Annotated in this window: 9 protein-coding genes; 6 read left to right on the forward strand and 3 right to left on the reverse strand. The window is 63.1% G+C overall.

Annotation, left to right across the window (positions count from 1 at the left end; all coding sequences use genetic code 11):
• The first annotated feature begins 73 nt into the window (after window positions 1-73).
• Both NDJ82_RS14155 and NDJ82_RS14160 read left to right on the forward strand, forming a co-directional pair.
• Window positions 74-2,104: a methyl-accepting chemotaxis protein gene (locus NDJ82_RS14155; protein WP_250925733.1), complete on the forward strand. Its 2,031-nt coding sequence runs from the start codon at window positions 74-76 to the stop codon at window positions 2,102-2,104.
• 126 nt (window positions 2,105-2,230) lie between these two features.
• Window positions 2,231-2,662 (forward strand): hypothetical protein, encoded by a 432-nt coding sequence (locus NDJ82_RS14160; RefSeq protein ID WP_099587152.1) that lies wholly within the window; start codon window positions 2,231-2,233, stop codon window positions 2,660-2,662.
• Here the strand turns inward: NDJ82_RS14160 and NDJ82_RS14165 are convergent.
• Window positions 2,609-3,385: a TatD family hydrolase gene (locus tag NDJ82_RS14165; protein ID WP_250925734.1), complete on the reverse strand. Its 777-nt coding sequence runs from the start codon at window positions 3,383-3,385 to the stop codon at window positions 2,609-2,611. The two genes, NDJ82_RS14160 and NDJ82_RS14165, sit on opposite strands and share 54 nt — an antisense overlap.
• Before the next feature lie 2 nt (window positions 3,386-3,387).
• Window positions 3,388-4,383, reverse strand: coding sequence for a catabolite repressor/activator (gene cra / locus NDJ82_RS14170; protein ID WP_099587059.1), 996 nt, complete (start codon window positions 4,381-4,383; stop codon window positions 3,388-3,390).
• A 294-nt stretch (window positions 4,384-4,677) separates the two neighbouring features.
• Between cra and ptsP the strand changes: the two genes are divergently transcribed.
• The 4 genes from ptsP to NDJ82_RS14190 are packed head-to-tail and all read left to right on the forward strand — an operon-like array spanning window position 4,678 to window position 11,770.
• Window positions 4,678-7,536 carry a phosphoenolpyruvate--protein phosphotransferase gene (gene ptsP / locus NDJ82_RS14175; protein WP_250925735.1) on the forward strand — a complete coding sequence of 953 codons (2,859 nt, stop codon included), beginning with the start codon at window positions 4,678-4,680 and terminating at the stop codon, window positions 7,534-7,536.
• The gene (pfkB, locus tag NDJ82_RS14180) at window positions 7,537-8,457 is read left to right on the forward strand and encodes a 1-phosphofructokinase (RefSeq protein ID WP_250925736.1); all 921 of its coding nucleotides are present in this window, start codon (window positions 7,537-7,539) and stop codon (window positions 8,455-8,457) included.
• Between the two features lie 11 nt (window positions 8,458-8,468).
• The gene (locus NDJ82_RS14185) at window positions 8,469-10,184 is read left to right on the forward strand and encodes a PTS fructose-like transporter subunit IIB (RefSeq protein ID WP_250925737.1); all 1,716 of its coding nucleotides are present in this window, start codon (window positions 8,469-8,471) and stop codon (window positions 10,182-10,184) included.
• Between the two features lie 44 nt (window positions 10,185-10,228).
• Window positions 10,229-11,770, forward strand: coding sequence for an alkaline phosphatase D family protein (locus NDJ82_RS14190; RefSeq protein WP_250925738.1), 1,542 nt, complete (start codon window positions 10,229-10,231; stop codon window positions 11,768-11,770).
• Between the two features lie 353 nt (window positions 11,771-12,123).
• Here NDJ82_RS14190 and NDJ82_RS14195 read toward each other — a convergent pair whose 3' ends face one another.
• A complete protein-coding gene (locus tag NDJ82_RS14195) occupies window positions 12,124-14,649 on the reverse strand; it encodes a PepSY domain-containing protein (RefSeq protein ID WP_250925739.1) in 2,526 nt (841 codons plus the stop codon).
• Window positions 14,650-14,728 lie beyond the last annotated feature (79 nt).

The raw sequence follows: 14,728 nt of genomic DNA on the forward strand, positions 1-14,728 counted from the left end.
ACAGAACGCCAAATAGTGGCTTTCTGCCGCCGCCCTGCGCCTCAATAAAAATAAAAGTAAAGGGAGTTCACCTGTGAAGAGCTTGCTCTATCCCGCCATCGCGCTGATGAATCGCCTGAGCTTCGGCATGAAGTTCAGCCTGATCAGCGTGTTGTTCCTGCTGCCGATGCTGGCGACCAACTATTACCTGGTGCGTGATTCCTGGCGCGAATTCCAGGGCACCCGCGTCGAACTGCAAAGCCTCGATCTGCTTGGTAGTAGCCTGGCCTTGCGCCGTGATCTGGAAACCCTGAATAACCAAGTGCAGATCAACGCAACCCTTGGTCAGTCCGCTAAGGCCGCAGACCTTGAGGCCAGGATTGGCAGCTTGGAGCAGAGCGTGCTCGCCCGTCTGCAGGGCCTCAACCCGATGGCCACCGAGCCTGAGCAAATCGCCGTGTTTGAAGGCAAGCGCGACGAGTTGATCGCGGCCTTCAAGACCCAGCAACAGGAAACCTCGTTGCTTAGCAAAAGTGCGCTGATCGGCAAGTTGCTCAACAAGGCACAGATACTCAGCCAGATCATCGCCAGCCAATCCGGCTTGAGCCGCGACTCTCAGAGCGATTTACGCCAACTCAGCGAACTGATCACCAGTGTCACGCCCCAAGTCACCCAAGTCTTGGGAGAAGGTCGGGCGATGGGCGCTTATTCCCTGGGCCAGGGCTTCCTCAATTCCTCCTCCAGCACGCGTTTTGACGAGCTGCTGCAACAGCTGGAAAAACTCCAAGCCGAATACGGCTTGAAATTGCACGATGCCCTCGGCTCCAGCACCGCCGCCCACGCCGCCCTGGAGGGGCTGGCGAAGGCCAGTAACGCCAGCCTCAAGCAAGGCAGCGAGCTGTTTGAAGAGCAAGTGGTGATGGCTGAAACACTCGACGCACCCTGGCAGGCTTTCTACGACAGCGTCAGCCAATTGATGGCCCAGACCTATCAGCTCGATGACGCCACCCTGATGTTCCTCGGGCAGCAACTGGAGCAGCGCCTGGCACAGAACCGTACGCACATGGTGGTACTGGTCTCGGCGCTGACGGCGGTGTTTCTGCTGATCTTCTACCTGTACGCCGGCTTCTACGCCTCGACGCGCACCACCCTGCGCCGCCTGGGGGCGATGATGGACAAGGTGGCGGCCGGCGACATGACCGTCACGTTTGTCGCCCAGAGCCGTGACGAGTTGGGCGATCTCGGCCAGGTGTTCAACGGCACTGTGGCGAAAATCCATGACTTGATCGAACGCGTCGGGCACACCGTCAGCCAGGTCGAACTCCAGGCCGGCCAAGTGGAAACGGTGTCGGCCCGCAGCAATGAGGCGGTCTCTGGCCAGCGCATGCAAATCGAACAGGTCGCCACGGCCATGAACCAGATGTCGGCCACCGCCCAGGAAGTGGCGCGCAGTGCGGCGGCAGCGGTCAGCAGTGCCCACAGCGTCAACGACGAAACCGTCAATGGCCGTGGCCTGGTGCAATCCCAGCAGGGCAGTATTGCGCGGCTGGCTTCGGAGATCGATGCGTCGGTGCGGGTGATCAACCAATTGGCCAGCGACAGCCAGGCCATCAGCAGTGTGTTGGAAGTGATCAAAAGCATCGCCGAGCAAACCAACCTGCTGGCGCTCAACGCGGCGATTGAGGCCGCCCGGGCCGGTGAGCAGGGGCGTGGTTTTGCGGTGGTGGCCGATGAGGTACGCACCCTGGCCCGGCGGACCCAGCATTCCACTGAAGAAATCGAACAAATGATCAGCCGTCTGCACGCCGGTGTCGGCGCAGCCGTGAAGGCCATGGGTACCAGCCATGAAATGGCCAGCGGCACCGTGGGCGAATCGGAAAAGGTCCAGCAGGCGCTGGAAAATATCCTCGGTGCCGTCGGCATGATCGTCGACCAGAACCAGCAGATTGCTGCCGCTGTGGAGCAGCAGACCGCCGTCGCCCACGATATCGACCAGAACATCGTCGAAATCAACCGGGCCGGCGAACATGCGGCCCAAGGCGCACATCAGACCGAGGCGGCGAGCCGGCAGCTTTCAGTGCAGGTGATCGAGCTGAAGCAATTGATCGGCGCGTTTCGTGTGTAGGGCGGCGGGGTAGGATTAGTCTCTTGTGGATGTAGTGCCTGTCTGGATTTCCCTGGGTGCCTTTTTTGCTCGCGGGAATGAGTGAGAATTTATTTCACTCATTCATGATTCAGGGGAGGCATGACGATGACCACTGCCGTCGGCATCAAAGGGCACTGCGCCCATTGCGATATCACGTTTGAACTCAAGCCTTGGCAGCTCAACGCCATCGCTATCGAAGAGCCCTTCGACTGCCCTTACTGTCAGCGGGTGTTGGAGCTGAACTGCCCCCGGCAATTGCGCCACTTCAAGGCGCTGGACCACTGGTCGCTGGTCCGCCCGAGCATGGCGGTGTTGACCAGCATGGTACTGATCGTGGCGTTGGTGACGGAATGGGTGGGGCTGATCAGCGTGATCGGGCAGCTCAACGTGTCACTGGTGGTGCTGTTGGTGCACTTTCTGGTGTTGCGCTACGCCCGGCATCGGCAACGCATGACCTTGAATCTGCAAGCGGTGACACCTGTGCTACCAATTGAACAGCTCGCACGCATTGCGTGTGCTCGCCTCGGCCAGCAATAGCGGGCTGGTGCCCATGCGCTCGGCCAGGGCGGTGCAGATCGCCGGCAGGTGCTCAGGGCTGTTGCGCTGGCCGGGGTACATGGCCGGTGCCATGTCGGGGGCGTCGGTTTCCAGTACCACCGCATCCAGCGGCAGTTGCGTGAGCACCTTGTGCATGCGCAGCGCCTGGGGCCACGTGGCGGCGCCGCCCAGGCCAAGTTTGAAGCCCAGCTTGATGTACTCGCGGGCTTCTTCCCTGCTGCCGGCAAACGCGTGGATGATGCCGCCCCGTGGCAGGCGGATACGCTTGAGGGTCGCGATCACGGCGGCGTGGCTGCGGCGTACGTGCAGCAGGGCCGGCAGCTGGAAGTCCACGGCCAGTTTGAGCTGCGCTTCGAACAGGCTTTGCTGGCGTTCGCGGTCCAGGTGTTCGAGGAAGTAATCCAGGCCGATCTCGCCCACCGCGCACAGTTGACGATGGCCGTGCAGGCGGCTCAGCCAGTCGCCCAGTTCCGTGAGGTCGGCGGGGCGATGGTCATCCAGGTACACCGGGTGCAGGCCGAAGGCCGCGAACAAACCTTCATCTGTCTGTACCAGATCCCACAAGCGCTGCCAATTCTGCTGATAGACCCCCAACACCACCATGCGCCGTACCCCGAGTGAGCGGCTGTGGGCGAGGACTTGCGCGCGATCGCTGTCGAAGTCCGCAAAGTCCAGGTGGGTGTGGGTGTCGATCAGCTCCACGTTCAGGCCTCGTGGATTCGCTGTTTGAAGGTCCGGCCGATGGCGTGCACGCCCGGCTGGTACTGTTCTTCTTCAATCGCGGCCAGGGCCAGGCGCAAGGCGGTGTCGGCAATCAGTTGATGTTGCTGGGCCATGGCGTTGACCGGCAGCGGCAGGAAATCCAGCAGTTGCGTGTCACCAAAGGTGCCCAGGCGTAGCGGGCGCGACTTGAGCGGGAAGTCATGCAGCGCGTCAAACACACCCTGCAACAGCACGTAGGACGTGGTCACCAGTGCGTCAGGCAAATGCCCCAGTTGTTGCAGAAGTTGCTCCATCAACTGTCGGCCGCAATCACGGCTGAAGGATTCGCCGTGTTCGACGATCACTTCACCCGTGAAGCCTTGCAGCGCTTCACGGAAACCGGCGGCACGCTCCTGGCTGATGCTCAACTCGGGCCGTGCGCCGATCAGCACGATCTGCTTGGGCAGCGGCTGCAACAGGCTGCTGGTCAGTTGCTGGCACGCCTGGCGGTCGTCGCTGACCACGGAGCAGAACTGCTCGGGCTCCATCACCCGGTCGATGGCGATCACCGGCAAGCCCTTGGCTTGCAGCTCGCGGTAACTGTCATCGCTGGCGGGCAGGCAACTGGCCACGAACAACGCATCGCAACGTCGTGCACGGAACAGTTGCAGCAATTGGCGCTCGCTGTCCGCCTCATCGTCGGAACTGGCAATCAGCAACTGATAACCGCGCGCACGGGCGCCCTGTTCCAATAGCTTGGCGATTCGTGCGTAACTGGGGTTTTCCAGGTCGGGCAGGATAAAGCCCAAGGTGCGCGTGTGCCGACTGCGTAGCCCGGCGGCCTGTGGGTTGGGGGTAAAGCCATGGGCTTGGACCACTGCACGCACCCGCTCGACGGTGGCGCTGCTGATGCGTTGCTGTTCGGCCTTGCCATTGATGACATAGCTGGCGGTGGTCACGGACACACCGGCCAGACGTGCGATATCACTGAGTTTCAAACCGGGATTTCCTTGTTTTTTGGAGCTTGCCCCGACATTTTTTCCAATCGTAACCGATTCCTGGGTACGACCCATGTCCTGGCTCAAGTGCCGAGTGGTCCTTCAAGGATGCACAATTAACGCGTAATCTGCCTTAAATTCTAGATTAAACGTTTCAGCCAGCGTATTTTTACGACGTTCGCTACTGAGTGGCTACTGCCAATTGACCGCTCAGTCAGTAAATTCTGAACACATTTACACTGAATTATTCAAAACAATACCTAGTGCACCCCTTGCACTAACTAGGAGAACGGCATGCTTGAGCTCACCGTAGAGCAGATATCCATGGGCCAAGTGGCTGTGGATAAGTCTGCTGCCTTGCACCTGCTCGCTGACAAACTGGTGGTCGATGGCCTGGTCGCCGAAGGGTATCTCAGCGGCTTGCAAGCCCGTGAAGCCCAAGGCTCGACCTTTCTCGGCCAGGGTATTGCCATCCCCCACGGCACTCCCGAAACCCGCGACCAGGTATTTTCCACCGGCGTGCGCCTGTTGCAGTTCCCCGAAGGGGTGGACTGGGGCGACGGTCAGATCGTGTACCTGGCCATCGGCATTGCCGCCAAATCCGATGAACACCTGCGCCTGCTGCAACTGCTCACCCGCGCCCTCGGTGAAACCGACCTGGGCCAGGCACTGCGCCGTGCCGGCAGCGCCGAAGCGTTGCTCAAAGTGCTGCAAGGCGCGCCGCAGGAGCTGGCGCTGGATGCACAGATGATCAGCCTGGGCGTGTCCGCCGATGACTTTGAAGAGCTGGTCTGGCGAGGCGCACGCCTGCTGCGCCAGGCCGATTGTGTGAGCAATGGTTTCGCCGCTGTATTGCAGCAGGTCGACGCGCTCCCGCTGGGCGATGGCCTGTGGTGGTTGCACAGCGAACAGACGGTCAAGCGTCCCGGCCTGGCGTTTGTCACGCCGGATAAACCCATGCGCTACCTCGGCCAGCCGCTTAACGGCCTGTTCTGCCTGGCCAGCCTGGGCGAAGCCCATCAGGCGTTGCTTGAGCGCCTGTGCGCCTTATTGATCGAAGGCCGCGGCCAGGAATTGGGCCGTGCCACCAGCAGCCGTGCGGTACTCGAAGTGCTGGGCGGTGAACTGCCGCCGGATTGGCCGAGCGCACGTATTACCCTGGCCAACGCCCACGGGCTGCATGCGCGACCGGCGAAGATCCTCGCGCAACTGGCAAAGAGTTTTGAAGGCGACATCCGTGTGCGCATCGTCGACGGTCCTGTGGGCGCGGTGTCGGTCAAGAGCCTGAGCAAGTTGCTGAGCCTGGGCGCCCGTCGCGGTCAAGTGCTGGAGTTTGTTGCCGAGCCGAGCATTGCCGGTGATGCGCTGCCCGCGCTGTTGGCGGCGGTGCAAGAGGGCCTGGGAGAAGAGGTCGAGCCGCTGCCGACCGCGAGCGCCCAGCCTGCCATCGTTGAGGCCGAGCCCGCGCTCAGCGCACCGCTGGCCGGCAGCCAGGTCCAGGCCATCGCCGCCGCGCCGGGCATTGCCATTGGCCCTGCGCATGTGCAGATCCAGCAAGTCTTCGATTACCCGTTGCGCGGTGAATCCTCGGCCATTGAGCGCCAGCGCCTGCAAGAGGCACTCGGTGAAGTACGCCGCGATATCCAGGGCCTTATCGAGCGCAGCCAAGCCAAGGCGATTCGCGAGATTTTCATCACCCACCAGGAAATGCTCGACGACCCGGAACTGACCGACGAAGTCGACACCCGCCTCAAGCAAGGCGAAAGCGCCGAAGCCGCGTGGATGAGCGTGATCGAAGCCGCCGCCAGGCAGCAGGAGTCTTTGCAGGATGCTCTGCTCGCCGAGCGCGCCGCCGACCTGCGAGACATTGGTCGGCGGGTGCTGGCCCAACTGTGCGGCGTCGAAACCGCCCAGGAGCCAAGCGAGCCCTACATTCTGGTGATGGATGAAGTCGGCCCGTCCGATGTTGCCCGCCTGGACCCGGCCCGCGTCGCCGGCATCCTCACCGCCCGTGGTGGCGCCACGGCCCACAGCGCTATCGTCGCCCGTGCCCTGGGCATCCCCGCGTTGGTCGGTGCCGGTCCGGCCGTGTTGCTGCTGGCCTCCGGCACGCCATTGTTGCTCGATGGCCAGCGCGGTCGCCTGCATGTGGACGCCGACGCCGCCACCTTGCAACGCGCCACCGTCGAGCGCGACACCCGCGAACAGCGCCTGCAAGCCGCTTCGGCCCAGCGCCATGAACCGGCGGTCACCCGTGACGGCCACGCCGTGGAAGTGTTTGCCAACATCGGCGAGAGCGCGGGGGTCGCCAAAGCGGTCGAGCAGGGCGCCGAAGGCATTGGCCTGCTGCGTACCGAGCTGATTTTCATGGCCCACCCGCAAGCGCCGGACGAAGCCACCCAGGAAGCCGAATACCGCCGCGTCCTCGACGGCCTCGACGGGCGCCCGCTGGTGGTGCGCACCCTCGACGTGGGCGGCGACAAACCGTTGCCTTACTGGCCGATTGCCGAGGAAGAAAACCCTTTCCTCGGTGTGCGCGGCATTCGCCTCACCCTGCAACGCCCGCAGATCATGGAAGCGCAATTGCGCGCCCTGTTGCGCTCGGCGGATAACCGTCCGCTGCGCATCATGTTTCCCATGGTCGGCAGTGTGGATGAATGGCGCGCCGCCCGTGACATGACCGAGCGCCTGCGCCTGGAAATCCCGGTGGCCGACCTGCAACTGGGCATCATGATCGAAGTGCCGTCGGCTGCGCTGTTGGCGCCGGTGCTGGCCAAGGAAGTCGACTTCTTCAGCGTCGGCACCAACGACCTGACCCAGTACACCCTGGCCATCGACCGTGGCCACCCGACCTTGTCGGCCCAGGCCGATGGCCTGCACCCGGCAGTGTTGCAACTGATCGACATCACCGTGCGTGCGGCCCACGCCCATGGCAAATGGGTCGGCGTGTGCGGCGAACTGGCGGCAGACCCGCTGGCGGTGCCGGTGCTGATCGGGCTGGGTGTGGATGAGTTGAGCGTGTCGGCCCGCAGCATTCCCGAAGTGAAGGCGCGGGTGCGTGAATTCAGTCTGAGCGAGGCCCAGGGCCTGGCGCAAAAGGCACTGGCGGTGGGGTCTCCCGCCGAAGTGCGTGCCCTAGTGGAGGCCGTGTAAATGGCAAGAATTCTAAGCCTGACGCTCAACCCGGCGTTGGACCTTACGGTGCGCCTGGCGCGCCTGGAACCGGGTGAAGTCAATCGCAGCGACGCCATGCTCGCCCATGCCGCCGGCAAGGGCGTGAATGTGGCGCAGGTGTTGGCGGATCTTGGGCATCAGGTGACCGTTGGCGGATTCCTGGGGGAGGGCAATCCTCAGGCATTTGAGGCGCTGATCGTGCGCCGTGGTTTTGCCGACGCGTTTATCCGCGTGCCTGGCGAAACCCGCAGCAATATCAAGATTGCCGAGCAGGACGGCCGGGTCACCGACATCAACGCGCCGGGGCCGTGGGTCAGTGAACAGGCGCAACAGGCGCTCCTCAATCAACTCGCGCAGATCGCCCCCGGGCATGACGCGGTGGTGGTCGCTGGCAGCTTGCCCCGTGGCGTCAGCCCGCAGTGGTTGCAGGATTTGTTGGTGCAACTGAAGAAGCTCGGTTTGAAAGTCGCCCTGGACACCAGCGGCGAAGCGTTGCGTGCCGGATTGCAGGCGGGCCCGTGGTTGGTCAAACCCAACACCGAAGAGCTGGCCGACGCCCTGGCGAATGCCACGGATGCCGTCAGCCAACTGCATCAACAGGGTGTGGAACATGTGGTGGTCTCCGACGGCGCCGCGGGCGTGAGTTGGTACAGCTCGGGCGTGACACTGCATGCGACGCCGCCCAAGGTCACCGTGGCCAGCACCGTCGGCGCCGGCGATTCGCTGCTGGCCGGCATGCTCCACGGTCTGCTCAGCGGCGAAGCGCCCGAGCAGACCTTGCGCCGTGCCACTGCAATTGCCGCGATGGCGGTGACGCAAATCGGTTTTGGCATCAGCGATGACGCGCAGTTGGCGCACCTCGAAAGCGGCGTTGTTGTGCGCCCGCTGACAGAACAATAAGAGGGTTTGTGATGAAGTTAGCCATTGTTACTGCCTGCCCGAACGGCATGGTCACCAGTGTGCTGTGCGCCCGCTTGCTGGACGCCGCCGCGCAACGCCAAGGTTGGAGCACCAGCGTCGAAGTCGTCGACGTGCAGCATCCGGAACGCGCACTGTCCCAAGCGACAATCGACGCCGCCGAATGGGTGTTGCTGGTCAGCAGCACCCCGGTGGATATGCAACGCTTTGTCGGCAAGCGCGTGTTCCAGAGCACCCCGGCCCAAGCGCTGGCGGATGTCGAAGCGGTGTTGCGCCGTGGCGCTGAAGAGGCCGAGGTGCAGATCGCCAGCCAAGCGCCAGCGGTGTCGAAACAGGCCCCGCGTATCGTCGCGGTGACCGCGTGCCCCACGGGCGTGGCCCACACCTTCATGGCCGCCGAAGCCTTGCAGCAGACGGCCAAGCGCCTGGGTTATGACTTGCAGGTCGAGACTCAAGGTTCAGTTGGCGCACGTACGCCATTGAGCCCGGAGGCCATCGCCAACGCCGACGTGGTGTTGCTCGCGGCAGACATTGAAGTCGCCACCGAGCGCTTCGCCGGCAAGAAGATCTACCGTTGCGGCACCGGCATTGCCCTCAAGCAATCCGAAGCGACCCTCAACAAGGCCTTGGCCGAAGGCGCCGTCGAAAGCACAGGCACCGCGACGGTGGCCAAGAAAGAAAAAACCGGCGTCTACAAACACCTGCTCACCGGCGTGTCGTTCATGTTGCCGATGGTGGTGGCGGGCGGGTTGTTGATTGCTTTGTCGTTTGCCTTCGGCATTCACGCGTTCGAACAGGAAGGCACCTTGGCGGCCGCGCTTAAAACCGTCGGCAACAGCGCCTTTATGTTGATGGTGCCGCTGCTGGCAGGTTACATCGCGTACTCGATTGCCGACCGCCCCGGCATTGCGCCGGGCATGATCGGCGGCCTGTTGGCCGGCACCTTGGGGGCGGGTTTTATCGGCGGCATCCTGGCCGGTTTCCTGGCGGGCTACTGCGTCAAACTGATCACCCGTGCCGTGCAATTGCCGCAAAGCATGGAGGCGCTCAAGCCGATCCTGATCATCCCGTTGCTGGCCAGCCTGATTACCGGCCTGGCGATGATCTACCTGGTCGGCCCGCCTGTCGCGCGCATGCTGACCAGCCTGACCGACTTCCTCAGCACCATGGGCACCACCAACGCGGTGCTGCTGGGCATCCTGCTGGGCGGCATGATGTGTGTGGATCTGGGCGGGCCGATCAACAAGGCGGCCTATGCGTTTTCGGTGGGTTTGCTGGCTGCGTCCAGCGGGGCGCCGATGGCGGCGACCATGGCCGCCGGCATGGTGCCGCCGATTGGCATGGGCATCGCAACGTTCCTGGCGCGGCGCAAATTTGCCCAGACCGAGCGCGAAGCCGGCAAGGCTGCGATGATCCTCGGCCTGTGCTTTATCTCTGAAGGCGCGATCCCGTTCGCGGCCAAAGACCCACTGCGGGTGATCCCGGCCGCTATCGCCGGTGGCGCGTTGACGGGCGCCCTGTCCATGTACTTCGGCTGCAAACTCGCCGCGCCCCATGGCGGGCTGTTCGTGCTGGTGATTCCGGGTGCGATCAACCACGCGCTGTTGTACCTGTTGGCCATCGTCGCCGGTAGCCTGTTGACCGGTCTGGTATATGCCGTGATCAAGCGTCCCGAAACCGTGGAGCTGGCTGTCGCACCGGTGTCATAAGCGCGTGCTTAAGTGGCCCTTTTGATACTCAAGAGGGCACCTGCATGAGCCATTTCGATCTGGGCCGTCGCCGTGTGATGCAAGTCGTCGGCGCCGGCCTTTTGCTGCCGGGCCTGGCGCCGGCGGTGATTGCTTCGGTCAAGGACCGGCCGCAACTCACCGACGGCGTGCAGTCCGGCGACCTGCTCGGCGATCGCGCCATGATCTGGAGCCGCAGCGACCGCCCGGCGCGGATGGTGGTGGAGTGGGACACCCGCAGCGTGTTCAGCAACCCACGCCGATTCGTCTCGCCTTTGGCCGACAACCGTAGCGACTTCACCGCCCGCGTCGAACTCACCGGGCTGCCCGCCGACCAGGCGGTTTTCTACCGTGTGCACTTCGAAGACGCCCAGACCGGCATCGCCAGTGAGCCGTGGTTCGGCCACCTGCGCAGCGTGCCGCAGCAGCGTCGTGACATTCGCTTTGTGTGGAGCGGCGACACCGTCGGCCAAGGCTTCGGCATCAACCCGGACATCGGCGGCATGCGCATCTACGAGGCCATGCGCCTGCGCCTGCCGGACTTTTTTATCCACAGCGGCGACACCATCTACGCTGACGGCCCGGTGCCGGCGCAACTGGCGACTGAAGGCGGGCGCATCTGGCGCAATATCATCACCGAAGCCAAGAGCAAAGTCGCCGAAACCCTCGATGAGTATCGCGGCAATTACCGCTACAACCTGCTGGACGAAAACGTGCGCCGCTTCAATGCCGAAGTGCCGCAGATCTGGCAGTGGGACGACCACGAGGTGGTGAACAACTGGTCGCCCAGCAAGCAGCTCGATGAGCGTTACCAGACCAAGGACATCAACACGCTGGTGGGTCGTGCGCGCCAGGCCTGGCTCGAATATTCACCGATGCGCCGCCAAAGCGCAGACGGCGGCGGGCGGATTTATCGCAAGCTCAGCTACGGCCCGCTGCTGGATGTGTTTGTGCTGGATATGCGCAGCTATCGCAGCGGCAACGATGACAATCTGGGCGGCGCCAAGCCCTTCCTCGGCCGTGAGCAACTGGACTGGCTCAAGCGCGAACTCAAGGCCTCGAAGGCGCAATGGAAAGTGATCGCCGCCGACATGCCGATTGGCCTGGGTGTGCCCGACGGTGAAGTCAGCCCCGGCGTGCCGCGCTGGGAAGCGATCGCCAATGGCGACCCCGGCCCGGCGCAAGGGCGCGAGCTGGAAATCGCCGAACTGTTGGCATTCCTGCGTGCGCAGAAGGTGCGTAACCACGTATGGCTGACGGCGGATGTGCACTACTGCGCAGCGCATCACTACCACCCGGATCGGGCGGCGTTCCAGGATTTTGAGCCGTTCTGGGAGTTCGTTGCCGGGCCGCTGAATGCGGGGAGTTTCGGGCCTAATCCGCTGGATAAAACCTTTGGGCCAGAGGTGGTCTTCGAGAAGGCGCCGCCGGCGCAGAACACCTCGCCGTTTGCCGGGTTTCAGTTTTTTGGCGAGGTGAATATCGATGGGCAAACGGCAGAGTTGACGGTGATATTGCGCGACCTGGATGGCGTCTCGGTGTTCGAGCAAAAACTACAACCTGTCTAATCATTTGGCATGCGGTCCAAATGTGTGGGGGGGCTTGCCCCCGATAGCGGTGGGGCAGTCACAGATGTATTAGCTGACACCCCCTCATCGGGGCATAGGTATTGAATGTATGGCAACTGGGCTGTTGTGGTGAGCGGGCTTGCCCCGCGCTGGGCTGCGAAGCAGCCCCAATAAGGTCACCGCAGAGTGCCAGAATCAATCGAGGTGGACGTTTTGGGGCCGCTTCGCAGCCCAGCGCGGGACAAGCCCGCTCACCACAAAAGCCCGCTCACCACAGAGTTATGTATAAGCCTTTGAGAGTTGTGTTGAGACCCATGCTCATCGGGGGCAAGCCCTCTCTCACATAGGTCGCCTCAGTAGACATCCCGGCGATAGCGGCCTTGTTCGATCAAGCGCTCCACCGCCTCGCTGCCCAGCACGTCGTGCAGCGCCTGATCCACTCCCGCCGCCATCCCCTGCAAGCTCCCACACACATAAATCGCCGCGCCGTCTGCGAGCCATTTACGCAGCACATCGGCCGATTCACGCAGGCGGTCCTGCACGTAGATCTTCTCTTCCTGATCCCGCGAAAATGCCAGGTCCAGCAAGGCCAGATCACCGCTGGCGAGCCAACCTTGCAGCTCGTCCTGGCACAGGTAGTCGTGGGCGATATTGCGTTCGCCGAACAACAGCCAATTGCGCTGCTGGCCATCGGCAATCCGCGCTTTGAGCAAGCTGCGCAGGCCCGCGAGGCCGGTGCCGTTGCCCAGCAGGATCAATGGCACAGGCGCTTGCGGCAGGTGGAAGGCGCTGTTGCGACGCAGCCGCAGGCTGATGCCTGCGCCCAAGGCCGCGTGTTCGGTGAGCCAACCCGAGCCCAGGCCCAGGCTGCCATCGGGGTGGCGTTCCTGGCGCACGATCAATTCCAGCACGCCGTCGCTGGCAACCGAGGCGATGGAGTATTCGCGCATGCCCAAGGGCGCCAGTGCGTCCACCAATGCCTGGGCATGCATGCCCACCAGATGGGCGCGGTTTTCCGGCAGTTGGCGAGTCGCCAGGGCTTGGTTGAGGGGCGTGGCCAAACCGTCGATCAACACGCCGTCGGTGCCGGTCAGGCCCAGGCCGCTCAGGAAGTGCTCGATGGCCCATGGGCAATTGCGGGGCAACACTTCCGCCAAGTCGCCGGCTTGCCAGGTGTGTGGCGAAGCCGGGGTGAGGCCGAGCAGGTAAACGTTCGAGCCCGCGCTGTTGCGGTTGAGCAGGTGGCGCTGGCTGAGCGTCCAGGTTTCGTACTGGGCGGTAGGCCATGCCGCGGCCGGTGCCTGACCGGTCAACTGCCCAAGCTGTTGTTGCCAATGCAGCAGCGCGGCCGTGTCGCCGCTGTCCACTTCCACCGGAGCAAACAGTGGGTTGCCGCCCTGGTTGGTCAGCCAGAAATGCAGGCGCCGGGCAAAGCCGCAGAAGTGTTCGTATTGACGATCGCCCAGGGCCAGCACCGAGTAATTCAGGCCTTTGAGGGACAGGTCCTGGCCGAGCACTGCGCGTTCAAAGCCACGGGCGCTGTCGGGGGCTTCGCCGTCGCCGAAAGTGCTGACCACAAACAGCGCATTTTCTGACTGGAGCAAATCGTCCTGGCTGACGCTACCCAAGGACTGCACCTTCACCGGCAGGCCGGCCGCCTGCAATTGCCCGGCGGTCTGCCAGGCCAGTTGCTCGGCAAAACCGCTCTGGCTGGCAAAGCCGATCAGCCAGGCCGGGGCATTGCTGTGGTTGGCGCCGAGGCTTTTACGGGCGTCGCGCACCTGGCGTTTTTTGCGGCGACGGTCCAGGTACAGCAACCAGCCAGTGATGAAGAACAGCGGCATCAGCAATGAGCTGACGGTGAGGATGATCCGCCCGGCGAGGCCGAAGTAACTGCCGGTGTGCAGCGCGTAGAGGCTGGTCAGTAGCTGCGCCTTGAAGCTTTTGCTCGCGTATTGATCATGGGATTTGACCTCGCCGGTGGCCGGGTCCAGGTTGATCTGGTTCAGGGCGCGGTCATGGGGTGAGTCTTTCAACAGGTAGTAGACGGTCGCCGGTTGCCCGGCGACGGCCGGCATGCGGATGTTGTAGGCGCTCAACCCCGGGCCTGCGTTGCTGTAGATGCTGCTCCAGATCGCGTCATAGTTGGCCACCAGCGCCGGGCCTGCCGGCGGCGGGCCGCGCTTGCGCATGCGTTCATTTTGCGGCGCGTCGGACAGCAGTTTGGTCAAGCCCTGACTGTACCAGTCGTATGACCAGGACAGCCCGGTCAGCGCCGCCAACAAGTAAGCCAGCAGGCACCAGGTGCCAAACACCGAGTGCAGGTCCCAGTTGAAACTGCGGCCCTTTTTGCGCCAGTCCAGGGTCAGCCACACACGCCAACTTGCCACCTGGCGCGGCCAGCGCAGGTACAAACCGGAGAGGCAGAAAAACACCAGGATCAGCGTGCACGCGCCGGTGATGTTGCGCCCGGTTTCGCCCATGGCGAGGAAGCGGTGCAGTTGCAGGATAAAGCCGAAAAAGTCCTGGCCGACCACATCGCCCATGTAATCGCCGGTGTAGGGATCGAAGTAGCGCAGTTGGCCGCGTCGCTCACCCGGCGGCGGGGTGAAGAACACACGTGCGGCATTGCCGCTTTCGTTTTCCACGAACAGCATGGCGACGGTCTTGCCTTCGGTGGCTTCGAGCTTGCGCACCAGTTCGGCGGGGGGCAGCACACCGGCTTCGCGTTTTTCGACGGTCAATACCGTGGGGTTGAGGGCCCGCAGTAGTTCATCCTGGAACGAGACCGCAGCCCCGGTGATCCCCATCAAGGCCAGCACCAGCCCGGCAGTGATGCCGAAGAACCAGTGCAACTGGAACAGGGTTTTCTTCAACACGTCTGACCGCCTCGTCTATCTGGGTATGTAGGGCACGGCGCGCATTATGCCGTGGCTTTTCGAGAAACATTCTGTTTTA

Origin of the sequence: Pseudomonas sp. SR18, assembly GCF_023701505.1 — a bacterium.
In the GTDB taxonomy this organism is placed as follows: domain Bacteria; phylum Pseudomonadota; class Gammaproteobacteria; order Pseudomonadales; family Pseudomonadaceae; genus Aquipseudomonas; species Aquipseudomonas cyclaminis.

Excerpts from the sequence above, each read along its gene's own strand:
- NDJ82_RS14185 (WP_250925737.1), top strand. The coding sequence starts at position 8,469 with ATGAAGTTAGCCATTGTTACTGCCTGCCCGAACGGCATGGTCACCAGT.
- pfkB (WP_250925736.1), top strand. The coding sequence starts at position 7,537 with ATGGCAAGAATTCTAAGCCTGACGCTCAACCCGGCGTTGGACCTTACG.
- ptsP (WP_250925735.1), top strand. The coding sequence starts at position 4,678 with ATGCTTGAGCTCACCGTAGAGCAGATATCCATGGGCCAAGTGGCTGTG.
- NDJ82_RS14190 (WP_250925738.1), top strand. The coding sequence starts at position 10,229 with ATGAGCCATTTCGATCTGGGCCGTCGCCGTGTGATGCAAGTCGTCGGC.
- NDJ82_RS14160 (WP_099587152.1), top strand. The coding sequence starts at position 2,231 with ATGACCACTGCCGTCGGCATCAAAGGGCACTGCGCCCATTGCGATATC.